This is a genomic window from Myxococcus eversor, assembly GCF_010894455.1.
Taxonomy (GTDB): domain Bacteria; phylum Myxococcota; class Myxococcia; order Myxococcales; family Myxococcaceae; genus Myxococcus; species Myxococcus eversor.
Window position 1 is genome coordinate 177,612 of the sequence record NZ_JAAIXY010000019.1, and the last position, 26,224, is coordinate 203,835.

Below are 26,224 nucleotides of genomic sequence, written 5' to 3' on the forward strand. Positions count from 1 at the left end.
GAGAAGTCCAGAATCAGTATCGAGCACACGCCCTCAAGGTTGCTTGAGGCATGTGACAGCAGCTGCTGGAGCCCGCTGAAACAGCATCAACCTGAAAACAAAAACACGTTATTCACGGCTGATACCCGCGCGCCCCACACCGTGGGACTGAGTCCCACCCGACCGGGCCCTACTCGTGCGGGTAATGCGCGTCCCGGGCGACGACGACGTCCGGGGCCGCATCGCGGTTCAGGGCGTCTCCGTGAAAGCCGGCCTCCCCCATGGAAGGAGCGGAGCCTCCGCGTCGGGCCTCGGCCACGCTCTTGAGGTCGGCCAGGCCCTGCTCGAAGTCCCGGCCCATCACCTCGTCCATGCTGGCGAAGAGCTGGAGGGCCTTGCCGGCGAAGGTGTTCTCCCCGGACATCACCCACGTCAGCGTCACGCCGTCCGCGGTGGGGGTGAGCAGGTACTCGCTGGTGTTGGTGGCCCGCATGGGCACGGTGAAGTCGAGCCGGATTCGCACGTAGGTGTTCGGACGGCTCTCCACGATTTCCATCCGCCCCGAGCCCGTCCGCTCCCCCCGCCACGCGTAGATGGCGCCCACACCCGAGGGCGCGCCCTCGAAGGAGACGTGCTGGGTGGGCTCCAGCTTCCACCAGGGCGACCACTGCTCCCAGTGTTGGAAGTCGTTCACCAACGCGAAGACGACCTCGGCGGGTGCCTGGATGTTCGCGCTGCGTTCGACGCGGAACGTGCCGGGTCGCTGGCCGATGGCGATGAGCAACCCGACGACGGCGACCATCGAGACGATGCCTGATGTCCTCTTCATGAAAACTCCCGGACGTTCAAAAGGAATGGATACGTCGGGCCCCCCCGGGCCATGCACCGAGCGCTCAATCGCCGCTCTGCAGCGGCGACGAACGAGGACCCCTCAGATCGACACGGGGTTTGCGATTTTCCTGGTCTTTCCAAGTACGCGGAATGATTGATGCTGGCACCCCCGGAGGGCTCCCATTAGAAGTGGGCGGCCTCTTCGACGCCGGACACCATGAGAAATACCCACCGTCCCCTCACCACCGTGGCCCTGGCCCTGAGTCTCTTCATGGCGGCGTTGGAGGTGACAGTCGTGTCCACCGCCATGCCCACCGTGGTGGGGGAGCTGGGTGGCATCCAGAGCTACGCGTGGGTCTTCACCGCGTACATGCTGTCCTCCACAATCACGGTGCCCATCTACGGGAAGCTGGCGGACCTGTACGGTCGCAAGCCCATCATCCTGTTCGGCATCGGGCTGTTCCTGGTGGGCTCCATCGCCAGCGGGCTGGCGTCGTCCATGGGGATGCTCATCGCCTTCCGGACGCTTCAGGGCCTGGGTGCGGGGGCCATCCAGCCGGTGGCGCTCACCATGATTGGGGACCTGTACACGATGGAGGAGCGGGCCCGGGTGCAGGGGGCCTTCAGCGCGGTGTGGGGCGTGGCGGGACTGGTGGGCCCCGTCACCGGCGGACTCATCGTGAAGTACCTGAGCTGGCACTGGATTTTCTTCATCAACGTGCCGGTGGGGATGCTGACCTTCGCGCTCATCGTCACGTTCTTCCACGAGCGGGTGCAGCGCAAACCGCAGCAGCTGGACTATGCGGGCGCGGCGCTCCTGTGCGCCGGTGTGGTGGCGCTGCTCTTCGGAGTGCAGGGCGTGGGCATGAACCTGTGGGCCCTGCCGGTCGCGCTGGGACTGCTGGTGGCCTTCGTCCAGGTGGAGCGCCGAGCCTCCGCGCCTGTCATCCCGATGACGCTTTTCAAGTACCCCGCCATCGCCATCTCCTCCATTGCAGGAGCGCTCTTCTCCGCGGCGATGTTCGGAGCGACGACGTACGTGCCGCTGTACGTGCAGGCGGTGCTGGGCAGCTCGCCCACGGTGGCGGGCGGCATGATTACGCCGATGATTGTCGGCTGGCCGCTGGCGGCGGTGTTCGCGGGGAAGCTGCTCTTGCGCGTGGGCTTCCGGCCGCTCATCGTCGGAGGGCTGGCGCTGACGGTGGTGGGCACGACGTTGATGGCGCTGCTGCTCAAGCAGGACGCGCCCCTGCTCGCGCTCCAGGTGGCGATGGCGCTGTTCGGCGTCGGCCTGGGCTTCGCGTCCACGGCGCTGCTCATCGCGGTGCAGACGAGCGTGGGCTGGGAGCTGCGCGGCGTGGCCACCGCGAGCAACATGTTCTTCCGCACCATTGGTGGCGTGCTGGGCGTGGGGTTGATGGGCGGGGTGATGGTGTCGCGCCTGCTGGCGGACCCGACGATTCCCATCGAGGCCGCCAACGCGCTGCTCGGCCCCGAGCGCAGCCACTCCGCCATTCCGGAGGCGATGCTGAGGTCATTGAGCGGCGCGCTGACGTCGGGGCTGACCGTCAACTTCTGGCTCATCTGCCTCTTCGCGGTGGGCGCCTTCATCGCGGGCCTGTTCTTCCCGCGCGTCCAGCGCAACGCGGGCACGCCCGTCCCCGCCGAGGCCACCGCCGCGCAGCACTGAAGCGCGCGCCCTACCCCCGCGCGAAGACACGAGGGGCGGGCTCCGTCACCCAGAACAGCTCCAGCGCCTTGCCCGGCAACCTCACGCGCAAGCTGTCCGAGCTCTCGACGGCGAAGAGGCCGTCTTCCGTCATGGGCACCAGCCGGCTGGGCGGACGGCCTGGACGCACGAGCCACAAGCTCCCGTCACGCAAGCTCACCTCGATATCGCCATAGCGCCCCGCCAACGATTTGAGTCGCGCCGGGGAGAGCGACACGGGCAGGAGCTTCGCTTCCAGGCCGACGCGCGCCCACGCGTACTCGGCCCGCTCCGGGGCCGTGGCTCCGGAGCGCTGGGACAGGCCCTCCAGTGCCATGGACAGGGCGACGTCCAGGGCCTCGGCGGAGGGCACCTCCCGGTCCGGCGCCACGCCCGTGCCCTCCCAGTTGGACTGGCTGACGGCATGGACGGGGCGACCTTCCGACACGCTCAACTGGAAGCACGGGGCCACCGGGAGCAATGCGTTGTTGTTCGCCGCGCCCGCCGTCCGGGTGCCCACCAGCGTGCCCAGCTTGAACTGCTGCACGTCGTACGCGAAGTCCTCACCCGCGGAGCCCACGCGGCCATCAATCAGGACATACAGCGGCTTGCCCGTCAGGCGCCCCGCGGGCACGTGCTCCAGCGTGCGCGACTGCGCCGGCGGCTGGGTGCCACTCTGGAACGTCATCAACAACGTGTCAGGCGCCAGGAAGTGGCTGACCAGGTACTGCACCGCCGCGTGCGAGCCACCGCCGTTGCCGCGCAGGTCGATGATGAGGGCGTCACCGTCGCGCAGGAACCGCATCGCGTCGTCATAGGCTCCGCCGGTCTCGTCGCGAACCCACATGAAGCCGGTGACTTTCATCGAGCGCACGTTGCCTGGATGGACCTTCAGCTCCGTCAGGCCGTGGTGCTGACGCTGGGCCTGCTTCCGGTGGAACGCCTCGGCGCTGTCGCCCGCGGAAGACTTCGGGCCGGCCTGCTGCGCGGCGAACCAGGCGGGGTCGTGAATCAGGTACAGGTGCCCGTCTCCGCTGGCCGACTTCAAGTCTTCGGTGATGTGCTCCGCGAGCTGGCCCGGCGTGTTGCCCGCGTACCGCCCGGACTTCCGGCCTCGAGCGAGTCGCTCGAGGATGACCGCCCGCTTCTCAGGGAAGACATATGAGCGCTGGATGGCCGACTCGATGGAGTCCAGGGCGGTGGCCAGCTCCGCTGGAGTGAGAGGCCCGCGCGAGGGCGGCTGGGGTGGAGCCATCGCCGGATGGGGATGAGCACCTCCGCCCGACTCCGCCGGAGTGAGCCGCCCCTGCGTGGGCGCCATGCGAGGGGCGGCCTTCGACTGGGCAGAGGCGCCTCCACCCAGGAGAAGCAGCGAGGCAAGGACGGCGAGCCACGGCCTAGGCATCTTCATCGGAGTCTCCGGTGTCATTCGAGGTGTCGAGTCCCAGCCGCTCCCCGGCCCGGGCGCGCAGTCCTCTCCGGTCCAGGGCCTGGTCCAATCCATCCAGCTGCGCCATCAGCGTGGGAGCGCCCTCGCGCAACAGTTCGTCCGCCGCCTGGGCGATGGCGGTCCACAGCGGCGCGAGGCGCGTGGCCGTCCGCTGTCCCTTCGCGCTGAGCAGCAGACGCTGGCGACGGCCGTCCTCCGGGTCCGCCTTGCTGAGAATGAGGCCCTCGCGCTCCAGCGCGGTGCGCACCTGACTGACCGCCGCATGGGTGATGCCCAGCCGCACAGCCAGCTCGCCCACCGTCAGCGGGCCGGAGTCACGCAAGGTCGTGAAGACCGCGTACCAGCGAGGCTCGAACCGCTCGCCCGCCGCGCGGTAGAGGGCGAGCACGTCCCGGTCCATCCGCTCCACGAGCCGCCGCAAGCGCGTCCCGAAAGCCAGGGTGCCCTGCTTCTTGAGGGAGTCCACGAACTCCGTTATTGCTTACGGAGTTTCGCGGCGCAAGGACGTCGCGAATGGCAGGCCCTGAACCCGGCCCCCGCCGACCCGAGCACCATCGACCCACGCTCCATGGACGCCCTGAAGGACTTCCTCCGTCGGAGCGACGCGCTCGCTCACGCACGACGGGAGCGTGCCCCCACGGACACGCTCCCGTCCTTCCCTGCGACAGTCGCTCAGTGGTGGTAGCCGGACGCTTCTTCCCGCGTCATCGGCGCGCTCACCGGGTGGCGCTTGAAGTGCTCGATGCAGGCGATGAGGTCCGTCACCAGCAGCGTGGCCAAGTCCCTGCTGACGCCGTGGCGCACCAGCACGCGCTGCACCACCAGATCCTCGATGTTGGCGGGCATGGGGTACGCGGGCACCAGCCAGCCGCGCTCACGCAGCCGGTCCGCCAGGTCGTAGAGGGTGAAGCCTGGATTCGTTCCGTCCTTCAGCTTCCAGCACACGCCGGGCACGCCGCCCCGACCGTCGTAGACGATGTCGAACAGGCCAATCTGTTCAATGGCCTTCGCGATGACATTCGCCGTGTCCGAGCACGACTGCTGCAATCGCCGGTAGCCCTCCCGCCCCAGCCGGAGGAAGTTGTAGTACTGGATGACAATCTGCCCGCCCGGCCGCGAGAAGTTCAGCGCGAACGTCGGCATGTCGCCGCCCAGGTAGTCCACGCGGAAGATGAGCTCCTCGGGCAGGTCCTCCTTGTCGCGCCACACCACCCAGCCGCAGCCCAGCGGCGTGAGGCCGAACTTGTGGCCGGAGGCGTTGATGGACTTCACGCGCGGCAGCTTGAAGTCCCAGACGACGTCCTGGTGGATGAAGGGCGCGAGGAAGCCGCCACTGGCCGCGTCCACGTGGATGGGGATGTCCATTCCGGTGCGCTTCTGGAGGTCATCCAGCGCGGCGGCGATCTCCTGCACCGGCTCGTAGAGCAGGTTGAAGGTGACGCCCAGCGTGGGCACGACGCCGATGGTGTTCTCGTCGCACAGCTTGAGCACCTCCGCGGGCGTCATCACCATGCGGCCCTTGGCCAGCGGCACCTGGCGCAGCTCCACGTCGAAGTAGCGCGCGAACTTGTGCCAGCAGATCTGCACCGGCCCGCAGATGAGGTTGGGCTTGTCGGTGGGCTTGCCTTCCGCCTCGCGCCGCTTGCGCCAGCGCCACTTCAGCGCGAGTCCGCCCAGCATCGCCGCCTCGCTGGAGCCGGTGGTGGAGCAGCCCATGGCGGTGGACGCGGACGGCGCGTGCCACAGGTCAGCGAGCATGTTCACGCAGCGCGTCTCGATTTCGGCGGTCTGCGGGTACTCGTCCTTATCAATCATGTTCTTGTCGAGGCACTCATCCATCAGCTTGTGCACCTGGGGCTCGGACCAGGTCTGGCAGAAGGTGGCCAGGTTCTGCCGGGAGTTGCCATCCAGCAGCAGCTCGTCGTGCACGACGGCGTAGGCGTGCTCGGCGCTGTGCTCCTCGTCCGGGATGCGATACTTCGGCATCGGGACGGACAGGTCCGGCGAGGCGTAGACGTCATCGTTCAGTCGGTCCCGGACTTCATCTTTGCCATGCAGGGGCATGTGTCTCTCTCCTCGCGGCGGTGCACGGTGAAGGCATCACTGGGACGTGAGATGGCGTCACCCGCCCGGAGGGGCGTCGTCTCCAGGAGAGGGGCGAGCCGCCGGGCAGCCGTCCGCTCCGCCTGGAGGATGCGGGTTGTCAGGTGCGCCGGCTTCGGGTTCGAAGCGACGGGAGAGATCGCCCTCCCCTCCCTGCCGCCCTGACTCCAGGAGCGCCGCGAGGCGATGGCTTTCAGCCTGGGCGTGTCTGGAGGCCCTCGCCTCGCGGCCCATGAGCCGCGTTCATACGGCCCTGGAGCCGTGAGAAGGGCCCCCTCATGGGGGACGGCCACGGCATGCCGTCTGCAATCTCACGGGGCATGAAGCTGAACCGAATGAATGCCCCACGCGGCGCGCCCCTCTCGCCGGGTGCCCTCGCCCTGGCGCTCTGTCTCGGGCTCGGGAGCACGACGGCCCTGGCGGCCGCTGACGAGCCCCCCGTCGCGAAGGGCACGGTCCTGGTCGAGGGCCCCATCGACACCCTGAATATACCGGGCACGGCGAAGCGAATCTCCTGCGAAGGCCCCTTCTGCCTGTGGCTCGTGGTCGAGGAGTTGGGACCGTGCTTCTACGGGCTCTGCACGAACAAGTTCATGGTGCTGTCGGACCTCGAGGGGAAGTTCATGGGGGCGTCGCGTTCGCTCGACTCCTGGACAGAGAGCACCCCGCGATTCATCGACGCGGAGCATGTCGAGGTCGTCTCCCGAAACACCAATTATCCCTTCACCGCCGTCGACGATGGACTGGACCCGACCCAGGTGTCTCGGACGGTCCTGAAGGTGTCCCGGGATGGCACGCGTTTCACCCAGGCGCCCAGCCTGACTCCGACATGGACGAAGCCTGGCTCTCGGCGAATGGGCTCGTCAGTCGCCCCGAAGCCTCCCGAGCCGCGGGTCGTGAGTGCCGAGCTCCTCGCTCGGGCCCGCGCCCTGTGCCCCACCGACGTGACCTTCAATCCGGTGGACTACGCCTGCGGGGACGGGACGTGCCTTCTCCTGCTCACGGAGTCCGAGCCCAAGTCTGGGCCCGACGCCGGGCGCGAGGAGGCCACCGCGAAGCCGACGTTCGAAGTGGAGGGGCCGTTCTGTAGCGTCATGGTGAAGGGAGAGGACGTCGAGTTGGCCTCTCTGGGCGGTGATGCGACCTCGGTCAGGGTGACGCCGACGGGCTATGCGTTCTCCGGGCCCGTGGGAATGCGCGGCTCGACGGAGGTCATGGAATGGGTCTCCCGGGCTCGGCCCGGATACATGTCCTTCAGCGACACCGAGGGCGTGGTCGTCAATGGGAGCAATCCCTATCCCGTGAGGTTCGCGGAGTCCGCCAAGGCCGCGCTCGCCCTGGCTCCCACGGTCCAGGCGTTCACGCTCGCTCACGTCACCTGGGGACTTGCCGACTGGAAGGGCCCGACCGACCTGGCGTTCGCGTGGCGACTGGCCCGCGTGGGAGAGGCGCTCGCCCTCATCGCCGAGGTGCACGATGACAAGGTGGTTCCTCTCGGGAAGGGCACGGGCCTGCATTCGGACCACCTGGAGCTCACCTTTCCGCGGCCTTCCGTCTCGCCCTCTCACACCATCAAAGTGGGCGTCCTGCTCACGGCGGGAGGAAAGGTCGAGGCGCGTGACTGGACGGGAGAGGCGAACCCGGTGCTTCCTTCCATCCAAGGCACCTGGCGCAAGCGTCCGCATGGCTACGAGGTGTCGCTCACGCTTCCATTGGCGGCCCTCGGCGTGGAGAAGTCAGCCAGGGCCTCCTACTTCTCGCTCGCGGTCTCGGACGCGGATGCACGAGGCAAGCAGGAGACGTTGATGGGGCACGACGGGGAGCTGCGCTTCTGGACCGAGTACCCGCCGAGCATCGCCGAGTACCGCGGCAGCTCCCCCTGGCCCTGGAACTGACGCGAGGACAGGGGTCGCGGGGTCAGGTGCTCAGCGCGGCAGCAGGACTCGGCGACCGTCGCCCAGGCGACCACGAGCGGAGCACCGTCAATCACATCCACGACGTCGCTGGCCGTCCCCCACCGGCTCCGCCACGCGGCTCTTGCCCGGCGCTTCGCTCGTGGGCGGCATCCGGTTCGACAGGGAATGCTCCAGCCCTGGAGTCGCGCCCCGCGCCTCGGATCCCAGAATCCTCACGATGAGCTCCGAGCGCGAGTTCACTTCGAAGCCCCGGTAGATGGACTTCGTGTAGTGATTCACGGTGAAGCGGCTGATGCCGAGCCGCTCAGCGATCTGCTTGTCACCGAGCCCGTCCAAGACCAGTTCCAGTGTCTGGCGTTCGCGCCGGGAGAGCTGGACACCCTGGGGCACCTCCACCGCGGCACCAGGTGAGTCGAGCAGGGGGCTGCACTCGGCATGGAACAGGTGCAGCAGCTCCCGGTCCGCCGCGTCGAACGCGCGCCCGCTCCACCCACGGTAGATACCGAGCCCCTGGACCTCGCGAGGCAACCCGGACCATCGGATCGAATACACCGAGTCGTCGAGCCCCGCTGCCCGCAAGTAGTGGTCGACATAAGGGGAGCCATACCAACACCGGTCCTCGACGAGATCCCGCCGCATCGCCGTCACGATGGCCCCTGGCACCAGGGGGCGATCCATCAACGAGCGGATGGCGGGATTGCGGGAGTTGCCCATCCTCCGGAGCGCCTCGAGCGCGCGCAACGCACTGCCACTCCTCCCATTCAGCATGATGACCGTGCAGTCTCCTCGCCCTGCCGGGCCGAAGTCCCGCTCCAGGACGCATGCCCCTTCCTCCGCGCCCAGGATACGACACACGCCCGTGAGCAGTTGCCGGAGGCGCTCCTGCGGCCTCTCCCGCAGAGCATGCGCCGTGTTGACCAGACGAAGCAGTGCACGAACTTGCGAACTGCGCAGGTTGCCATCAGCCATCGAACCCCCGAATCCGCATCCATGAGGCCATCCCTAATTCTAGCGAATTTCCAGCTTTGCCATTTTAGACGATATCCAATCCTGGAATCCAAAGGCAGGGGGGCACTCCATGAAGAGCCATCTCAAGCTGGCGGCGCTCACGGTGGCGGCCACTCCTGCGGGCAGGTCGCGCTCACGGCGCATTGTCCGTGACCCAAACGGAGGGACACAATGAGACGAGTCGGCATGATCCTGGTAGGGCTTCTGGCCTTGTTGATGGCACGCCCGGCGGACGCGGTCTGCAAACTGGTCATCAACGTTGATCGAACCGCGTCAATGATGGCGGTGCGCGACAACGGCAAGACACGGTGCGAGACCTCTCAAGAACAGGTTCTGGCAATTCTCGACGCTTACCTCAAGGGACTCGACTTCGACATCACGCATCCAGAGCGTGGGGCAATCCCACGTGCGGAGTACACCGCCAATTGTCCTGCGGGGCCCGACTACATGGCCACGGCGGGTACCAGACTGGTACAGGTGCGGGAGTTTCATGGAGACGTCATGTCTCCGGTCGTTTCGGCGGGCTTTCTCCCGGTGAGTTACGTCATCACCCAGGTCGTCAAATTGAATTGGTATGACAGCACCACCGGGCGCAGTCGAAACAACTGCCCCGGACCCTCGACGCCGCTGGCGCAGGCGATGTGCCGCGCAGCCCGCATATTCCCGCCGACACCTCCTCCTCCCGACGAGTTCAGAATCGTCAAGACGACCACTGATGGGCAAGAGAACTCATCGACCTACGTGCCAGTCGCCAATGGCGAAACGCGATGCCGCATCAATGGAGAGCCCGAGCTTGAATGGCGTCAACGGGTCATGAACGAGTACACGACACGTGACATTGCCGCCGACGCTGTCCTTTGGGGGGTCGGCGGGTCGACCTCTCTTCAAGAGCCATCAATCGCTGCGCGAGAGCCCGACGCCGAGGCTCATGGATACACGGAGAGATTCGGGAGCCTTGACGAGTCGCCGGACTATCTCTTCTTCTGGTCCATGGCACTATCGACGGGTGGGCTCTTCAACTTCGTCGATGAAGCGACGGCCCTCTCCCCTGTCGTCACGCTGATTGACAGCGATTCCGATGGGATTCCAGACTTCCGTGACCAGTGCGTTGGTACGTGCGCTTCCGATGCGGATCGTGACGGCATTCCCGATGCCAACGACCTCTGCCCGTCGCTTGCCGAGGATGGTCGCATCCCGAATAGCGCGGACGGATGCCCAGACAGCGACTCCGATGGCGCCCACAATGGAGTCGACCTCTGTCCGAATGCACTCGAGGACTCGTTGGAGCCGTTCCCCAACGACAATTGCCCGGCGGAACGCTGGTCCGCAACGAGTACGCTGGGTCTTCAGACGATCAACAATGCCACGGTCTGCACTCACCTCAATGTGAACTCGCGGACCGGAGCGGCGTCACTGGCGAAGCTGGACATTTCGGGCGACCACCAAAACGGTTTCTGGCTGCGCGGCACGCTGATGCACAATGGAACCACTGTCATGGCATTCCCGGCCGGCACATTCTCCCCCAACCCCACCGGGGGGCCTGGCCGCTTCCAGTTCTTCAATCGTCAGATGGCCATGCCTCCGGGGGCAGCGTCAGGAACATGGACGCTGTGTCTCACCGACTCCAATCCATACGGCTACATCGGCATCCTTTGGAATTGGTCGGTCCACGACTGAAGCGTGGCCAATTCCTGGCACCTGCCCTCCACGCCTGGGCCATCTTCCCCACGCGGGGCCCAAGGCTCAAATCAGCAGCAGCGTCCTGCCAGTGACGCCCCGGGAGGTGAGCGCCGCATGGGCATCTCCCGCCTTCTCCAATGGGAAGGTCTGCCCGATGACGGGCCGCAGCTTCCCCGCCGCGGCCAACGCCAGCGTCTGCTCCGTCAGTCGCTGGCGCTCCGGAAGGGGGAACTGGACCTGCTGGATGCCGCGCACCGCGATGTGTCGCCGCTCCGCCTCGGCCGTGTCGATTTGCGTGAACCCACCCGCGGGCGCTCCGTGCGCGGAGAACTGCCCGCCTTGCGCCGTCACACCAAAGGCCGCCTGCCCCAGCTCACCTCCGGCGCCATCGAAGACCACGTCAGCGCCCCGCCCGTCCGTGGCCTCCAGCACCCGCTGGGCCCAGCCGGGCTGGGAGTAGTCCACCACGACGTCGGCGCCGAGCTGACGGAGGAGCTCCAGCTTCCGCTTGCCCCGGGCCGCGCCAATGACCCGCGCGCCGGCCGCGTGCGCGAGCTGCACCAGCAACACGCCCATCCCTCCCCCCGCCGCGGTGACGAGCACCCACTGTCCCGGACGAATCGCCGCCTTCTCCATCAGCCCCAGCGCGGTGGGACCATCGGACCGGAGCGCCGTCGCGTCGCGCAACTCCAGTCCATCCGGCACGGCGACCATCTTCCGCACCGAGACGACAGCGCGCTCCGCATATCCGCCGTGCTGCTCCGTGTTGGCGATGACCTTCCGACCCACCCAATCAGGGTCCACCCCCGCACCCACCACTCGCACCGTCCCACCCACGCCGAAGCCCGGCACGTAGGGCGGCTCCATCTTGAAGAACTCTCGTCCCCAGCCGCTCCGGATCTGCGTCTCGACGAAGATGATGTCCGCGAAGGCGACGTCGATGAGGACCTCGTCCGCCCCGGGCTTCGGCTCGGGCACCTCACGCGGCTCCAACACCTCCGGACCGCCGAACCTCGACACCTGGATTGCGCGCATGCGTTTCACCCTCCATGGCCGCTCGGACACGGTGAAGCACGGCGGCGAGACCCCATGTCCCGCCCGCTTGCCCGCACGTGACTCGAACGATGCACGCCCTTGAATCTGCGACTTCAAGTGCACTTGAAGTCAAGGCGAAGTGCACGCATATCCAGGCATGGACGCGTTGCTCACCATTGGAGAGCTGTCCCGGCGCACCGGCGTCGCGACCTCCGCGCTGCGGTTCTACGAGGAGCGAGGGCTCATCCGCTCCGAGCGGACGTCCGCGCGCCACCGACGCTTCGCCCGGCCCGTCATCCGGCGCGTGGCGTTCATCGTCTTCGCCCAGCGCGTGGGCCTCAGCCTCGAAGAGGTCGGCCGGGAGCTCGCCAGGCTGCCCGTCGACACCGTCCCCAGCCGACAGGACTGGGCCCGACTGTCCGGGACGTGGAGTCAGCGAATCGACGAGCGCATCGCCGAGCTCGAGCGGCTCAAGGCGGGGCTGACGGGGTGCATCAGTTGCGGCTGTCTCTCATTGGACCGCTGCCGCTACGTGAATCCAGGAGACCGGGCCGCCGCACAGGGGCCCGGTCCGCGCTTCTGGGTCAGGGCTCCCAAACACGAGCCACCGACCCAGGAGCGATGAAGCGGACGACTACTTCACACCCACCGCGGCCCAGCTCTCCAGCACCTTCGCGGCCTCGACGGAGTCCTTGCCGTAGAGGTCCTGCGCCGCCTTGTACGTGGCCTCCTTCGCCTGGGCGAAGTTGGTCTGCGGCGTCATGTAGAAGCTCAGCGCGCGGGAGTAGATCTTCAGGCCCTTCTCGATGCCGATGCCGTCCTTCACCTCGGTGCCGGAGGTGCGGTTCTTGCCACCCTCGGACAGCAGGTAGAAGGCGTTGTTGGCGATGCCCGAGTTGATGTGCACGCCGCCGTTGTCCTGCGAGCCCTTGTAGCGCTTGGAGTAGTTGTCCGGCGACATGCCGTCGCTGGACGGGTCGCTCAAGTCGCGCAGGCCGTCGGTGGGGTCGCCGTTGTTCGGGGTGTACGTGTCCTCGCCCACCGTCCAGTCGAACTTCACCGCGTCGTTCGTCTGGCTGGCGTGCCACTCCACGCCCACGCCCATGATGTCGCTGAAGGCCTCGTTGAGCGCGCCCGACTCGTTGCGGTACTCGAGGCCGGCGGTGCGCTCGGTGAGGCCGTGGGTGATTTCGTGGCCCGCGATGTCCAGCGTGGTGAGCGAGCCGAACTGGTCGCCGTCGCCGTCGCCGTAGTTCATCTTCTCGCCGTCCCAGAAGGCGTTGGCGAAGTCCTTGCCCACGTGCACGTCGGAGATGAGCTTCTCGCCCTTGCCGTCGATGGAGTCGCGGCCGAGCACTTCCTTGTAGAAGTCGTACGTCGCCTGCGCGCCGTACTGCGCGTCCACCGCGTCCTTGTTGCGCGCGGAGTCGGTCTTCTCGCCCCAGACGTTGTTGTCGTCGGTGATGGGGGCGTTGGTCGTCCAGTCGGTGTCCGGGTCGCGGTTGAGCGCGTCACGCGTCACCACACCACCGCCGCGCGTCGTGTCCTCCAGCGAGTACTTGCCGTCCGCCGTCTTCGTGCTGCCGATCTCCACCTTGCCGCTGTACTGGGTGGTGTCGTCCTTCTTGCTGGTGGTGGGCTCCGCGCCCGGCGTGGTGGGCTCGGTGGCCACGAGCGAGGGCTTCTTCGCGGGCGCGTGGTCGGCGCCGTGCGCGTGGTTCCCCACGCCGCCCATCTGGTTGTACTGCTCCAGCACCTTGCCGGTGTTCGCGTCGACCAGGTAGTTCATCCGGCGCGGGTCCTTGCCCGGGCCCACGTCCGTCGTGTTGCTCAGCTGCACGTGGTACGCGGAGCGGTACTCGCCGCTGGCGTCCTTGAAGATGACGCGCTCGGTGACGGGCTTGCGGTCCGTCGCGCCGTCGAACTGCTTCTGGGCCACGGCCAGCGCGTCCTGCTCGGACAGCTTCGTGGGGCTCTTGCCCAGGCCCGCGGGGATGGTCGCCACGTCACCGGTGACGCTGTCGACCTTGCCTTCCGCCGTCAGGTGGCTCACCACCTGCTCGCCGAAGACGCGCACGCCCTCGCTCTTGCGGTCCATGCGCACGTGCGTCATGCCCAGGTCGTCCTGCTCCACCGCGCGCGGCGCGAAGTCCGCGGCGTTGACGCCCGGCTTGCCGGCGAGGAGCTGGGAGACGGTGGGCGCGCCCTGCTTCTGGAGGAAGTCCACCGTCGTCTGGATGGCGGCCTTGCTGGCCTCGCTGTCCAGGGCCACGGGGCCGGACTTCACCGGCGGGGCCAGCGGGGCGGCCGGCTTCACCTGCGCGGGACGCACCGGCGCCTCGAACGAGGAGCCCTCCGCGAAGCCCACGGCCTTGTTCTTCACCTCGGTGGCGGCGGCGGGCCGAGAGTCAGCGGGACGCGTGACGGGAAGCTTCGGGAGGTCGGCGCGAATCTTCATGGTGGGGGTGCCCAGAGGTTGAAGTGCGGCTTACGTGGGTATTCTCGATTCTTGCGAGCCCAGGTTGTGTCTCCGTGGGAGGAAAACGCACACACTTCGCGTCACAGCGGGCAACCCCCTGGAATCACTGGGCTACATTGGCCGCCGAATGCCCCGTCCCCGCTCGTTCACTCCGTCAGGCATCGCCGCCGCCGCGCTCACCGTCATCGACCGGGAGGGGCTGGACGCGTTGACGATGCGCTCCGTGGCGAGCGCGCTCGGCCTGGGCACCATGTCGCTGTATCGCTACGTCGAGGGTCGCGAGGCGCTGGAGTCGCTCGTGGTGGACACGGTGATGCGCGGCATCGAGCTGCCGGCGCCGTCATCGAGCGCGAAGTGGACGACGCGGGTGATGGGGCTGATGACGCGCGTGCGGGAAGCGGTGGTCCAGCACCCGGCCGTCGCGCCCCTCCTGCTCACCCGCCGCCACTCCACGACAGGAACGCTTGCGTGGGCCGAGGCGCTGCTCGGACTGCTCACGGAGGGCGGCTTCGACGGCACGGCGCGAGTCATCGCGTTCCGCACGCTGGTCAGCTACGTGTTCGGCGCCGTCCAGTTGACGCACCTGGGCTCGCTGTCCGGCGAAGGCACCGCCGCGCTCGCGGAGCTGGACGTCGCCACGTATCCGCTGCTCCGGGAGACCGCGCGGCGCGCCCAGAGAATGACCCACGAAGAGGAGTTCCGACACGGCCTGGAGCTCATCCTGCGTGGAGTGGAGGAGACGGTGGCCCACCGCTGACGCGGGCCCAGGTGAGCGGCGATGTGTCCAGGCATGCCACGCTGAAGAAGTCGAGCCGCGCCAGTCAGAGCGCAACGGGCTGCATGAGGCCGGCCCTGGCCAGCAACTCGCGCACCCTCCGCGCCAGCGCCATGTGCTCGGGGTTGGCCACGGTGAAGCGCTCCGGCGTCAGGACGATGAGGGTGCCCAGGTCTTCCACCCTCTCGATGCGCACCGGAGCAGGAAGTGGAGGCACCTTGCCGCGACTCCGCGCGAGATAGGTCACCCAGCCCAGCCACATGTCCGCCTCGTCCTGCCTGGCGTCCATCGTCCGATAGGCCTCGGACATGGCCACCGCCCAGTCAGGTTCCCAGGCAAGTGCCATGCTACGCACCACCCCCATCAGCACGGGCGGTGTGAGGAGTCGCTCCGCGTTTTCTCCCTTGTAGGGGATCGACAGGACGCACGCATTGGCAGTGCTGAATTCGGCGGAGCTGCCGCAGTGCATCCTCAACGAGGCAAGGTCTGGGCCGATGCCGTCGTTGTAGGCCGAGACAGTCAGGCCCAAGTGCTCAAAGGCTGGCCCACCGGGCTCCCGATTGACGCCGCGCCGATATGCTTCCGTCAGCGTGGAGAGGTCAGGGGGCATGAGGGGGGTCTTGCGTCCCTTGCCTCGCGGCTTCGGAATCTTGTTCCAGTGAGCCAGCAACGGGTCACACGCGGCCAGCAGATTGAGGAACGTGACCGCTCGCCGGGCGCACTCTTCAGGAGACTCTCGTCGCGGCCCCCAGTAGGCACCTGCGTAGTAGGTCTCAGGGTAGGTCTTGGGCGCGGGTTGCGCGGTCATGAGGTTCTCTCCTCAGCGCGCCAGGAGCCGTGCCGGGGTGTGAACGACGGTGATATCCTTGTAGCCGTTGCCCTCAAGCAGCTTCCGGATGGCATTGGCAGCATGCTCCTCGGCAACATGCCACTCGATTCTGTTGCCCATGCCCCGAACGATGTCACGCTGCCGTTCGGCCTGGTCGATGAGATCCTGTGCTTTGCCGGAATTTCTGTACCAGTACTTGGGGGCAAGGTCGTCCTCGAAGAACGCCGCGTAGCCAGGCCCTTTGGCCTCCAGGAGCACGCCGTCTTTGAAGCCGTCGAAACGCACGCCTCCATCCTTCGTACCCATCCCCCCGACCCAGTAGGCGTCGTCGTATGAGTGACCTGAAATCTGCTCCTGGTAGGCCTGAGCGCGCTCGGACGCCCCCTTCTCTCTAGAAGGCCCCCAATTCCCAGGCCCTTTTCCGCCAGAGGGGGCCGGATGCCCCGTAGTTGTATTGGCGCGCTGAAGGATGATGGCGGCTCCGGGACCGCCACCCAACACCGCCGCCGCGCGCCCTACTGGAACCGCCACGCGCTCGATGGTCAGCGTCCCCTGCGCGGACAAGGCCAGCACTGGCACCGTGGCCTCGGCGCCCGCCAGTGCGCTTGTCACCGAGCGCGTCGAGGCGGCCGCCGTGCCCGTCGTGAGCAGGAGGTCCGTAGCCAGTTCGGCCACCGCCTCGATCTGCTCGCCCCGCGTCATGTATCGGAAGCGCTCGAAGTATTCCGGCGATGACTCAATGAGCGCGGCCACGCCAGCGGGCAGGTTCTTGACGGCGGCGATGCTGTCCATCGGATAGGTGAGAAAGTGACCCACGGAGAGCGCCAGCTTCACGACAGCGGATTCGGCTCCATCCAGTGTGCGGCCCACGTAATCCGCGTCGTCGTGGACATCCGCCAGCGGGAATCCATCCACCTCCCGCAGCGCGTCGTCCAGCGCGCGGAAGACGCCCGTGCGCCCATCGTAGAAGCGGCCCAGTTCGAAGCCGTGCGCCCGGAAGCCACCGTTGCGCCACTCCACGGAGCCCACCCGCTGTTGGGTCCCGCCACTGCGCACCCATGCGAGGCACCCGTCAGGCCGGAGTACCGCCAGATGATCGAAGCGACTCACCCGCTGAACCAACTCGGCGCGCGACACCTCGCCCTTGTCCAGAACCTCGCGCAGCATGAAGCCCACCGCGACGCGTGCCGGAAATTGCCCCAGCGTCACGTCCCTGCCCAGCAGCGCTGCCAGAAGCCGCGCCGCCTGCGGGGGCGTGAGTGGACTCCCCTTCACAGGTCGTTCGTCACGGTCCTCCATCCCCGCGTCACGAAGCAATACGTCAAAGGCGTCGCTCCGTGGACCTCGTGGAGGGAGAGTTTCCCGGGAGGTGTCCTCCACCCGTCGCTCACCAAGTGACGCGGAGCGCTGGTGGAACGTACCTTTGCGAGTAGCGGGTTCAACTCCCGAGCAGCCCGAGACAAGAACGGCGATGCACAGCATCCAGAGGCCACAACGCATTCTTCACCTCGCGCCTCCACCCTCGGAGGCCAGCGGTCTGGATGCTGGCATTCACTTCTGACAAGACGATGGGCAGCGCGGTAGGGTCCCGCATCGTCACGCAGACATGCCTCTGCAGCGGGCCCGCGCGGGCGTGTCACCCTCTCTGCATGGGCGACACGCTCGGGGTGACGACTCAGGCGGTGGCGCGCAGCGGGAACGGCTGGGGGCTCGGGCCGGCCTGCCAGTTGTTGTAGCGGCCATCCCAGTACTGGACGGTGAGCTTGGAGACGTCCACGCCGTCGAGGCAGCCCAGGTTGATGGAGCGGAAGTGGCCGCCCATCTCCTCGACGAAGCCTCCGCCGTAGCACTGGACGCCGCAGTGCTTGCAGAAGCGGCGGTAGTTGGGGCTGTCACCCACCCGGTACTCGCCCGTCTCGCTCTCTCCCTTGGTGACACGGAACTGGCTCGGCGGAACCGAGGTCGTCGTGCCGCCCATCTTGGTGCAGACGGTGCAGTTGCAGCGGTTCACCGGCGCCGCGAGGTCGAACTCGGCCTCGAAGCGCACGGCGCCGCAGTGACAGCCGCCGACGTACGTCTTCAGGGTGGGGGACTTCTGGGGGGCGGTCTCGCTCATGGCAGGGTTCTCCTCGGTGCGGCGTGTTGATGGAGGGAGTTATGAACCCTGTCAGTGACAGGAGTATGTCAGGTTTCCGCGAGGCCCCCTGACAATCCGGCCTGAGCACGGGCACCCCATCACGCGCGCGAGCGGACGATGGCGCCCGGTGTCACTCCCAGTACCCGGCGCATGCACCGGGCCATGTGGCTCTGGTGGGAGAACCCCGCCTCCAGCGCGACCTGCCCCGTGGGCATCTCCCCACGCAGCAACAGGGTGCGGGCGAGCTCCACCCGGCGCTGAATCACGTACTCGTGGGCGGGCAGCCCCGTGGAGCGCTTGAAGAGCGTCTTGAAGTGCGACGCGCTGACTCCCGCCACGCGCGCCAGTGACGCGAGCGCGAGGTCTTCGTCCAGGTGCTTCTCGATGTACTCGATGACCCGCTGGAGCTGGGACGCGGGGAGTCCGCCGCGCACCTCGGCCTCGGTCCGGTACCGGGCCAACAGCCTCGCCGCGAGCGCCAGCCCCAGGCTCTCCCGGTAGAGCAGCCCGTTGGGGAAGTCCGCGTGGGACTCCGCCTCCAGCGCCCAGGCGATGTGCTCTATCTGCTCGTCGCGGAAGTGGTGGCGCTCCTCCAGCCCCACCTTGTCCGGGTCCAACCCCATGTCCTCGGCGGCCATCCGCAAGAGCGAGTGGGGCAGCCGCAGGTCCACCGCGGTGCTCGCGTCGTCCTCCACCCAGGTGTCGGACGCGCCGGCGGGCATCAGGCTCAAGTCACCGCGCGTGCGCACCGAGCGGCTGGAGCTGGAGTGACAGGACACCCGGACGGGCTTGCCTGAATGGAGGCTGATGAAGTGGTCAGCGCTGGCGGCGTGCCGCACGTCGCCCATACGCGTCATCCGCAACTCGACACCGAGGCTGATTCGAGGACGTCGGCGCGCGTGCTCACTCATGGCCCCCGAATATAGGAACCCCCGGCTTTTCGTGCTCCCGAAACATCCGCGCGTGCGCGACCCGCGCGGAGGCCGTCGGTATTCCTTTCCCACATCCAACGCGAGGTGGCCGCGAGCGGTCCCACCTCCACGCAGGCGGTCGGGAGTCATGCACATGGGCAGGTACTCAGGGAAGAAAGCAGTGGTGACCGGGGGCACGGCGGGAATCGGGCTCGCGACGGTGAAGGCGCTGCTCACGGAGGGCGCGGAGGTGCTGCTCACCGGACGCAACGAGCAGGGCCTGGACGCGGCGCGAAAGGAGCTGGGCCCCCGGGCGCACGTGGTGCGCTCCGACACGGCGAACCTGCGCGACATCGACGCGCTGGCCGCGCTCGTGAAGGAGAAGCTGGGCGCGGTCGACTTCGTCCTCATCAACGCGGGCTACGCGAAGCTGCGCCCCTTCGACCAGGTGTCGGAGGCCGAGTACGACGAGACGTTCGCCATCAACACCAAGGGCGCGTTCTTCGCCGCGCAGCGGCTGGCGCCTCACGTCCGGGAAGGCGGAGCGTTCGTCTTCACCACCTCGGTAGCGGACGAGTCCGGCTACCCGGGCATGAGCGCCTATGCGGGCTCGAAGGCGGCGGTGCGCTCGTTCGTGCGCGTGCTCGCCTCGGAGCTGTTGCCCCGAGGCGTCCGCGTCAACGCGCTGAGCCCCGGCTTCACGAGGACGCCCACGCTGGGCGTCCACGGCGCCACGCCCGAGGAGGTGGCGGCCTTCGAGAAGGAGGGAGCGGAAATCACGCCGATGAAGCGCATCGGCTCCGCGGAGGAAGTGGCGCGCGCGGCGCTGTTCCTCGGCTTCGAGGCGACGTTCACCACCGGCGCGGAGCTGCCCGTCGACGGCGGCCTCTCGCAGCTCTGATTCGAGACAGGGAGAAATCCAAACATGAAGCCATCCATCAGTGTCATCGGCGCGGGCCGCATGGGCTCCGCGCTCATCAAGGCGTTCCTCAAGAGTGGACATGCGACGACGGTCTGGAATCGCACGCGGGCCCGCTCGGAGCCCCTGGCGGCGCTGGGCGCGCGCATCGCGGACAGCGTGCGGGACGCGGTGCACACCGCCGACATCGTCGTGGTGAACGTGAATGACTACGACACCAGCGACCACCTGGTCCGGCAGGACGAGGTGACGCAGGCGCTGCGAGGCAAGCTGCTCGTGCAGTTGACGTCCGGCGCCCCCGCCCTCGCGCGTGAGCAGGCGGACTGGGCGCGGAGGCACGGCATCGACTACCTGGACGGCGCCATCATGGGCACGCCGGACTTCATCGGCCTGTCCGAGGGGACGCTCCTGTACGCGGGCCCCGCCGCGCTGTTCGAGAAACACCGACCCACGCTGCTCGTGCTCGGGGGCAACACGCAGCACGTGGGCGAGGACGTGGGCCATGCGTCCGCGCTCGACAGCGCGCTGCTCGTCCACATGTGGGGCTCCCTGTTCGGCGTGCTACAGGCCGTGGCCATCTGCCGCGCGGAGAAGCTCCCGCTCCAGACGCTGGCGACGTTCGTCAAGGCGCTGGCCCCCGTCGTCGACGGCGCCGTGGCGGACGTGCTCACCCGCGTCCAGAAGGACACGCTGGGCGCCGACGAGGCGACCCTGGCCACACTGGAGACGCACAACGTCGCGTTCCAGCACCTGCTGCACCTGTGCGAGGAGCGCGGCATCCACGATGGCATCCCTCGCGCCATGGACGCCCTCATCCAGGCGGCCTTGAAGAAGGGACACGGGCAGGACGACTTCGCGGTCCTCACCCGCGTCCTGCGCTGAGCGTCACGCGCATCACCGAGGCGCGAGTCGAGGCGGAATCCCCTCCGCGCATCACTGCCGGTGAGGTATCGGCCGTCCGCTCATCCCACCATCGCGGAGCCGCCCTCTGCATGGCGCTTGCTGGCCCATGGAGAGGGCGGTAGGGAAACGGGGCCACCACCACGAGCCAGGACTCCATGGCGCAAAAGAAGACCGCGGTCCCTCGTTCCCCCTCGAAGAAGGCGTCGACGACTCCCGCCGTCCCGCTTGAGGTCGCCTGGCGGGCGCTGGAGCAGCAGTTCCGCGAGGCCCTGGGCCCGCGCGCCACGGGGCAGTACCCGGTGGACCTGGAGCCCCTGCACGTGACCTTCAAGCAGGTCCCCGACGTCACGGGGCTCCTGCCGGACACGTATCAGCGCTTCGTCGAGGCCGTGGGCTATGGCTGGCTCAACACCGGCAAGAAGGGCCTGGCCTTCCTGCCACCCCGCTGGCGCGCACGGGAGTCACAAGGCATGGGCGAGCCGGGTCGCGCTTGGGACCGGGTGCGCTGGGAACGAGAGGCGGGCCATCACGTCTACCGCTTCCTGATGTTCGCGTCCGAGGACCGCAACGACGTCAATGGCTACTGCTTCGGCAAGAGCGAGCAGGATGGCTCGCTCGTCGTCTGGCTCGTGGAAGACAGCCTGCCGCTGCGGGAGGAGGGCCCCTTCGAGCCCTGGCTCGCCAAGAAGCTGGCGGCCCTGACCAAGGCCCTCGCGAAGCGCGGCGCCCGGCCGGAGCTGGGAGACCCGCTCGCGCTGGCGCAGGAGTCGCTCGGAGTCACACCGCCTCCGCCACCCACCTGACCCGGTGTTCCGGAACTGGGAAGCCACTTCCCAGGGTCGGGCAACCCGACGCGCGGCGAGCACGGGCCTTCACTCGACGCGCCCTGGGAGAAGAGGCATGGCTCGACCCTTGCTTCGTGCGGGGAGCCGCAGCCTTCGCCCCGGAGGGGCCTTGTCCGACATCACCCAAGACCTTCGCCTCGCCCTGAGGATGCTCGCCCGGCATCCGGCGTTCACCCTCGTCGCGGTGCTCACGCTGGCCCTGAGCATCGCGGCGAACACCGCCATCTTCAGCGTGGTCAACGCGGTGCTGCTGTCGCCCCTGCCCTTCCCCGAGCAGGACCGACTGGTGCTGGCCTGGACGCGGATGCCGAGCACCCCTCGGTGGACCGTGGCGCCCGCCAACTTCCTCGACTGGCGCGCCCAGGGCGACGTGTTCGACGGGCTCGCGGCGTTCTCCCGCCTCAGCCTCAGCCTGACAGGCGATGGCACGCCCGAGCGCCTGCGCGGCGCCAGCGTGTCCGCCAACTACTTCCAGGTGCTCGGCGTGCCGGCGGCCCTGGGCAGCGCGTTTCAACCCGTCGAGGGGGAGACAGGGCCTCGCCACGTCGTGGTGCTGAGCCACGCGCTGTGGAAGCGCCGCTTCGGCGCGGACCCTCGCATCATCGGTCGTGACGTGCGCCTCGATGACCGCGGCTACCAGGTCGTCGGAGTGATGCCGGAGCGCTTCACCCTGCCCGGCATCGGACCGCAGACGTCCACGCCGGCCGATGCACCCGAGCTCTGGGTTCCCGCGCCGTCGCACGACATCCCGCAGCTCGGCTCGGATGGGACGCTGGACCTCAGCCAGTCCCGAGACACCACCTACCTGCGCGTGCTCGGACGACTGAAGCCCGGCGTGACGATGGAGCGCGCGAGCGCGGCGATGAGCGCCGTCGCCCAGCGGCTGGAGCAGGAGTACCCCTCGAGCAACCTGCACTCCGGCATCACCCTGGTGCCCCTGCGCGAGCAGATTCTCGGCGACGTGCGGCCTGTGTTGTGGGTGCTGCTGGCGGCGGTGGGGCTGGTGATGGCCATCGCCTGCGCGAACGTGGCCAACCTCTTCCTGGTGCGCGCGGCGGCGCGGCGGCAGGAGATGGCGGTGCGCGCGGCGTTGGGCGCGGGACGCGGACGGATGATGCGTCAACTCCTCACGGAGAGCGTGCTGCTCGGCCTGCTCGCGGGCGCGCTGGGCCTGCTCCTCACCGTCTGGGGAATGGACAGCCTGCTGAGCCTGGTGCCGGCGGAGCTGCCCCGGCTCGACGAGGTTCGCGTGGACGGACGGGTGCTGGCCTTCGCGCTGTGCATGTCGCTGGGCACGGGGCTCCTCTTCGGCCTGCTGCCCGCGCTCCAGGCCTCGCGTCCGGACCTCGACGGAGTGTTGCGACAGGCGGGTGGAGGAAAGCTCGTGGGCGGCGGCCGTTCGCGCGGCGCGCTCGTGGTGGGCGAGGTGGCGCTGGCGGTGGTGCTGCTCATTGGCGCGGGACTGTTGCTGCGCAGCCTGTCGCGCCTCCAGGACGTGGACCCGGGCTTCCGCGAGGAATCCGTGCTCACCTGGACCCTGGAGCTGCCGAAGGAGAAGTACCCAGACGAGGCGCGACAGGGGGCCTTCTTCCAGCAGGTGGTGGAGCACGTGTCGGCGCTCCCGGGCGTCCGGAGCGCGGGCGCGGTGACGGACCTCCCGCTGGGAGGCGCCAACATCTGGTTCAACCTGGACATCGAGGGACGTCCGGCGCCTTCTCCCCAGGAGCGCGCGAGCGTGGGCTTCCAGGTCGTCACGCCGGGCTACTTCGAGTCGCTGGGCATCCCCGTGCGCCAGGGCCGGGACGTGACGAGCACCGACACGAGCATGTCGCAGCCCGTGGTGATGCTGAACGAGACGGCCGCGCGGCTCCACTTCCCGAAGATGGACCCGGTGGGCCAGCGGATTCGCGTGGGGGACGCGGAGACGCCCTGGCTCACGGTGGTGGGCGTGGTGGGTGACGTGCGGTACGACGGCCTCACCCAGGAGACCCGACCGGAGGCCTACCTGCCCGCGCTCCAGCGCTCCCTCTTCCTCATGTCCTTCGTCGCCCGGACGGAGGCCGAGCCGATGGCGCTGGCCGCCGCGGTGCGCTCCGTCGTGGCCTCGCTGGACAAGGACCTGCCCGTGGGCGTGACGCTGACGATGGAGCAGCGCGTGGCGGAGTCCACCGCGCGGCCTCGCTTCGTGTCAGTGCTCGTGGCGGTGTTCGCGGTCCTCTCGCTGCTGCTCGCCAGCGTGGGCCTGTCCGGCGTCATGGCGTACACGGCGCGGCAGCGCACGCGGGAGATTGGCATCCGCATGGCGCTGGGGGCGCAGGCCTCGGACGTGCTGCGCATGGTGCTGGGCCAGGGCCTGCGGCTGGCGCTCGGGGGTGTCGCGCTGGGACTCCTCGGGGCCTGGGGACTGACGCGCGTGTTGTCCAGCCTGCTGTTCGACGTGAGCGCCACGGACCCCGTCGTCTTCGGCTCGCTGTCCCTGCTGGTGGCCGTGGTGGCCCTGCTGGCCACCTGGCTGCCCGCGCACCGCGCCACCCGGGTGGATCCGCAAGTCGCCCTGAGAAGCGAGTAAGCGCTGAGAGTCCAGCACTCACCCTGTCCGTGATGGAGGTGACGCCACGGGGCGCTTGAGGCTTGGAGGGCGGTCGTTAGATTGCCTCGCATGGCTGACAACTTCGACCCCATCGACGGCGCTCGCGCGAACATGATTCTGGAGAGCCTGCTCGACACGCCGTTCACCGAGGACGACGAGCACCTCCAGTTCCTGCTGCGCCAGGGGGACCTCACCTTCGAGGGGGACTTCGAGATGGAGCCCAACGAAGTCGTCATCGTCGTGGGGAACCTGACGGTGACGGGCTGCCTCGCGGACCAGTTCTACAACGAGGACGACTTCTCCAAGCTGTACGTCCTGGGGAACGTGAGCGCGCGGGACATGGTCTGTGGCTCGGAGGTTCGCGTGACGGGGAACCTCACGGTGGAGAACGTGCTCTACGCCAACTCGTTCGACGTGGACACGCTGGGCGTGAGCGGGAAGCTCAGCGCGAAGGTGTTCATCGAGGATGGACACCAGGTGGAGTTCGGCGCGCTCCAGGTGGGCACGCTCATCTCCGACGACGCGTCGTGGCGCGAGGTGAAGCCGGAGGCCGTCATCGGCGACTTCGCGACGGTCCTCCAGTCCCACATCCTCAGCGAGGACGGACAGGTGGTCCTCGGGGATGCGCTCCATCAGGAGCTGAAGGCGGGCCGCTCCGTCCTGCTCTGAGCGGCCCGGGCCCGGGACTCAGGGCGCGTCTGGCAGCGCGTACTCGAACACGTAGGTGTGGCCACCCTTCTCGTCGATTTGAATCTGCATCGAGCCGGTGAGGCCCTTGAGCTCGTCCGTTCCGGAGTCGGGGACGACGAGGATGGTGAGCTCGGGTGCGCCGCGGGTCATGCGCCCGGTGTGATGGATGGAGAAGCTGCCCTTGCGGCCCTGGAGGCTGCCGGTGACTCGCTCCATCGCGACGTAGGCGCCCGACTTGCCGTCATCCATCGTCGCGAGCATCTGCCCGACGCCCGTGCCCTCCAGGTCGCCGTGGTAGCGCTTGTCGATGGACATCCGGCCGATGGGCGAGGCCGCCGCGCCTTCGTCCGGCGCCAGGGGCTTCACCTTGACGTCGAAAGGTCCCTGCACACGCTTCGTCATGTTCGTCTCGCTCCCTGTCCGTGGGGAAACCGTGGCCTGACTACCCGCGCATCCCTGCGCGAGCACGGCACCGAGCACCCACGTCCACATCATCGTTCTGGCCTTCATCATGGATGGCCCCTCATCGAGTGGCCCACCCATACCGGTGCCCGTTTCCGGTCGATTGCAAAAACGCGACACGCCGACAGAATGCGCGCCGGTGAGTCGCCCTCGCATCGATGCGCCCCGTGGAGTGCTTCAGCGCCCAGCCCCCGAGGGCAGGATTGCGCACGAGCGCTTCGCGCCCTCGCCTGACCTGGAGGCCTTCGTCCAGCACTTCTGGACGGTGCGCTGGGACTTGCGTGGGGAGCCACCGCTGCTGGCGGAGACCCTGCCCCACCCGTGCGTGCACGTGGTGTTCGAGCGGGGACAGGCGCGCATCGCGGGGGTGCAGTCGCGTCGGTTCCGCCGCAGGCTCCAGGGCCAGTCCCGGGTGTTCGGCATCAAGTTCCGTCCCGCCGCGTTCCAGCCCTGGCTCAAGGCCCCGCTGTCGCGGCTCACGGACCGCACGGTGAGCCTGCACTCCGTGTTCGGCCGGGACAGCATCGCGCTCAAGGACGCCATCTTGGCGGAGCCGGACGTGCGCCGGTGCATGACGTTGGCCGAGGACTTCCTGCGGCCCCGTCTTCCAGTCATGCCCGAGCCGATTGCCCGGTTGAGGGATTTGGTGGAGCGGCTCGCGGTGGACACGACGCTCACGCGGATGGAGCAGGTGGCGGCGCTCGCGGGGTTGGAGCCACGCAACCTCCAGCGGAGATTCAGCGCGGCGGTGGGCGTGAGCCCCAAGTGGGTCATCCAGCGGTATCGCTTGCATGAGGCCGCCGAGCAGCTCGCGCGACCGGATGCCCCCGACATGGCGAGCCTGGCGCTCCAGCTCGGCTACTTCGACCAGTCCCACTTCATCCGGGACTTCAAGGCGCTCGTGGGCCGAGCACCCGGGCAGTACGCCGCCCAGGCAGCGGCCGCGCGTGGGAAGCGCGCCTCCCGCTAGGAAC

23 protein-coding genes are annotated in these 26,224 nt (G+C 68.1%); 11 read left to right on the forward strand and 12 right to left on the reverse strand.

Features of this window, described 5'->3' with window-relative positions:
- Positions 1-169: 169 nt before the first annotated feature.
- The gene (locus tag G4D83_RS33075) at positions 170-808 is read right to left on the reverse strand and encodes an SRPBCC family protein (protein ID WP_163868861.1); all 639 of its coding nucleotides are present in this window, start codon (positions 806-808) and stop codon (positions 170-172) included.
- 219 nt (positions 809-1,027) lie between these two features.
- Between G4D83_RS33075 and G4D83_RS33080 the strand changes: the two genes are divergently transcribed.
- Complete coding sequence (locus tag G4D83_RS33080) at positions 1,028-2,500, forward strand: MDR family MFS transporter (RefSeq protein WP_163868862.1); 1,473 nt, start codon at positions 1,028-1,030, stop codon at positions 2,498-2,500.
- A 10-nt stretch (positions 2,501-2,510) separates the two neighbouring features.
- Here the strand turns inward: G4D83_RS33080 and G4D83_RS33085 are convergent, their stop codons facing one another.
- The 3 genes from G4D83_RS33085 to gad form a co-directional block, all read right to left on the reverse strand.
- Positions 2,511-3,929, reverse strand: coding sequence for a S41 family peptidase (locus G4D83_RS33085; protein ID WP_163868863.1), 1,419 nt, complete (start codon positions 3,927-3,929; stop codon positions 2,511-2,513).
- Entirely contained in the window at positions 3,916-4,434 is a 519-nt protein-coding gene (locus tag G4D83_RS33090; RefSeq protein WP_205522771.1) for a MarR family winged helix-turn-helix transcriptional regulator, read from the reverse strand. Before G4D83_RS33090 ends, G4D83_RS33085 begins: the two co-directional genes overlap by 14 nt.
- A gap of 206 nt (positions 4,435-4,640) precedes the next feature.
- A complete protein-coding gene (gene gad / locus G4D83_RS33095) occupies positions 4,641-6,032 on the reverse strand; it encodes a glutamate decarboxylase (protein ID WP_163868864.1) in 1,392 nt (463 codons plus the stop codon).
- A gap of 374 nt (positions 6,033-6,406) precedes the next feature.
- On the opposite strand from gad, the gene G4D83_RS33100 reads away from it, so the two are divergent.
- Positions 6,407-7,966: a DOMON domain-containing protein gene (locus G4D83_RS33100; protein ID WP_163868865.1), complete on the forward strand. Its 1,560-nt coding sequence runs from the start codon at positions 6,407-6,409 to the stop codon at positions 7,964-7,966.
- A gap of 87 nt (positions 7,967-8,053) precedes the next feature.
- Here the strand turns inward: G4D83_RS33100 and G4D83_RS33105 are convergent, their stop codons facing one another.
- A complete protein-coding gene (locus G4D83_RS33105; RefSeq protein WP_240356855.1) occupies positions 8,054-8,755 on the reverse strand; it encodes a helix-turn-helix transcriptional regulator in 702 nt (233 codons plus the stop codon).
- Positions 8,756-9,181: 426 nt separating this feature from the next.
- Between G4D83_RS33105 and G4D83_RS33110 the strand changes: the two genes are divergently transcribed.
- Positions 9,182-10,672 carry a thrombospondin type 3 repeat-containing protein gene (locus G4D83_RS33110; RefSeq protein WP_163868867.1) on the forward strand — a complete coding sequence of 497 codons (1,491 nt, stop codon included), beginning with the start codon at positions 9,182-9,184 and terminating at the stop codon, positions 10,670-10,672.
- A 66-nt stretch (positions 10,673-10,738) separates the two neighbouring features.
- Here G4D83_RS33110 and G4D83_RS33115 read toward each other — a convergent pair whose 3' ends face one another.
- Complete coding sequence (locus tag G4D83_RS33115) at positions 10,739-11,710, reverse strand: zinc-binding dehydrogenase (protein WP_163868868.1); 972 nt, start codon at positions 11,708-11,710, stop codon at positions 10,739-10,741.
- A gap of 139 nt (positions 11,711-11,849) precedes the next feature.
- Here G4D83_RS33115 and soxR point away from each other — a divergent pair, with 139 nt between their 5' ends.
- Positions 11,850-12,335 carry a redox-sensitive transcriptional activator SoxR gene (gene soxR / locus G4D83_RS33120; protein ID WP_240356857.1) on the forward strand — a complete coding sequence of 162 codons (486 nt, stop codon included), beginning with the start codon at positions 11,850-11,852 and terminating at the stop codon, positions 12,333-12,335.
- Between the two features lie 9 nt (positions 12,336-12,344).
- On the opposite strand, the gene G4D83_RS33125 is transcribed toward soxR, so the two are convergent.
- The gene (locus G4D83_RS33125; protein WP_163868869.1) at positions 12,345-14,168 is read right to left on the reverse strand and encodes a M4 family metallopeptidase; all 1,824 of its coding nucleotides are present in this window, start codon (positions 14,166-14,168) and stop codon (positions 12,345-12,347) included.
- A gap of 148 nt (positions 14,169-14,316) precedes the next feature.
- Between G4D83_RS33125 and G4D83_RS33130 the strand changes: the two genes are divergently transcribed.
- The gene (locus tag G4D83_RS33130; RefSeq protein WP_163868870.1) at positions 14,317-14,946 is read left to right on the forward strand and encodes a TetR/AcrR family transcriptional regulator C-terminal domain-containing protein; all 630 of its coding nucleotides are present in this window, start codon (positions 14,317-14,319) and stop codon (positions 14,944-14,946) included.
- 64 nt (positions 14,947-15,010) lie between these two features.
- On the opposite strand, the gene G4D83_RS33135 is transcribed toward G4D83_RS33130, so the two are convergent.
- The 4 genes from G4D83_RS33135 to G4D83_RS33150 all read right to left on the reverse strand — a co-directional run bounded on the left by G4D83_RS33135 (position 15,011) and on the right by G4D83_RS33150 (position 18,787).
- Complete coding sequence (locus G4D83_RS33135) at positions 15,011-15,772, reverse strand: immunity 52 family protein (RefSeq protein ID WP_163868871.1); 762 nt, start codon at positions 15,770-15,772, stop codon at positions 15,011-15,013.
- Between the two features lie 12 nt (positions 15,773-15,784).
- On the reverse strand, positions 15,785-17,092 hold the full coding sequence (locus G4D83_RS33140; RefSeq protein WP_240356859.1) for a Tox-REase-5 domain-containing protein: 1,308 nt from the start codon (positions 17,090-17,092) through the stop codon (positions 15,785-15,787).
- A gap of 376 nt (positions 17,093-17,468) precedes the next feature.
- Positions 17,469-17,909 carry a GFA family protein gene (locus tag G4D83_RS33145; protein WP_163868873.1) on the reverse strand — a complete coding sequence of 147 codons (441 nt, stop codon included), beginning with the start codon at positions 17,907-17,909 and terminating at the stop codon, positions 17,469-17,471.
- 119 nt (positions 17,910-18,028) lie between these two features.
- A complete protein-coding gene (locus G4D83_RS33150) occupies positions 18,029-18,787 on the reverse strand; it encodes an AraC family transcriptional regulator (RefSeq protein ID WP_240356861.1) in 759 nt (252 codons plus the stop codon).
- A 208-nt stretch (positions 18,788-18,995) separates the two neighbouring features.
- Between G4D83_RS33150 and G4D83_RS33155 the strand changes: the two genes are divergently transcribed.
- The 5 genes from G4D83_RS33155 to G4D83_RS33175 all read left to right on the forward strand — a co-directional run bounded on the left by G4D83_RS33155 (position 18,996) and on the right by G4D83_RS33175 (position 24,767).
- Positions 18,996-19,742 carry an SDR family oxidoreductase gene (locus tag G4D83_RS33155; RefSeq protein ID WP_163868875.1) on the forward strand — a complete coding sequence of 249 codons (747 nt, stop codon included), beginning with the start codon at positions 18,996-18,998 and terminating at the stop codon, positions 19,740-19,742.
- A gap of 24 nt (positions 19,743-19,766) precedes the next feature.
- Positions 19,767-20,642, forward strand: a complete 876-nt coding sequence (locus G4D83_RS33160; protein WP_163868876.1) for an NAD(P)-dependent oxidoreductase — start codon at positions 19,767-19,769, stop codon at positions 20,640-20,642.
- Between the two features lie 176 nt (positions 20,643-20,818).
- Complete coding sequence (locus tag G4D83_RS33165) at positions 20,819-21,466, forward strand: hypothetical protein (RefSeq protein WP_163868877.1); 648 nt, start codon at positions 20,819-20,821, stop codon at positions 21,464-21,466.
- A gap of 151 nt (positions 21,467-21,617) precedes the next feature.
- On the forward strand, positions 21,618-24,077 hold the full coding sequence (locus tag G4D83_RS33170; protein ID WP_163868878.1) for an ABC transporter permease: 2,460 nt from the start codon (positions 21,618-21,620) through the stop codon (positions 24,075-24,077).
- 90 nt (positions 24,078-24,167) lie between these two features.
- The gene (locus G4D83_RS33175; protein WP_163868879.1) at positions 24,168-24,767 is read left to right on the forward strand and encodes a hypothetical protein; all 600 of its coding nucleotides are present in this window, start codon (positions 24,168-24,170) and stop codon (positions 24,765-24,767) included.
- An 18-nt stretch (positions 24,768-24,785) separates the two neighbouring features.
- Here G4D83_RS33175 and G4D83_RS33180 read toward each other — a convergent pair whose 3' ends face one another.
- The gene (locus G4D83_RS33180) at positions 24,786-25,190 is read right to left on the reverse strand and encodes a DUF3224 domain-containing protein (protein WP_163868880.1); all 405 of its coding nucleotides are present in this window, start codon (positions 25,188-25,190) and stop codon (positions 24,786-24,788) included.
- 199 nt (positions 25,191-25,389) lie between these two features.
- On the opposite strand from G4D83_RS33180, the gene G4D83_RS33185 reads away from it, so the two are divergent.
- On the forward strand, positions 25,390-26,220 hold the full coding sequence (locus G4D83_RS33185) for a helix-turn-helix transcriptional regulator (protein WP_163868881.1): 831 nt from the start codon (positions 25,390-25,392) through the stop codon (positions 26,218-26,220).
- Positions 26,221-26,224: the final 4 nt, after the last annotated feature.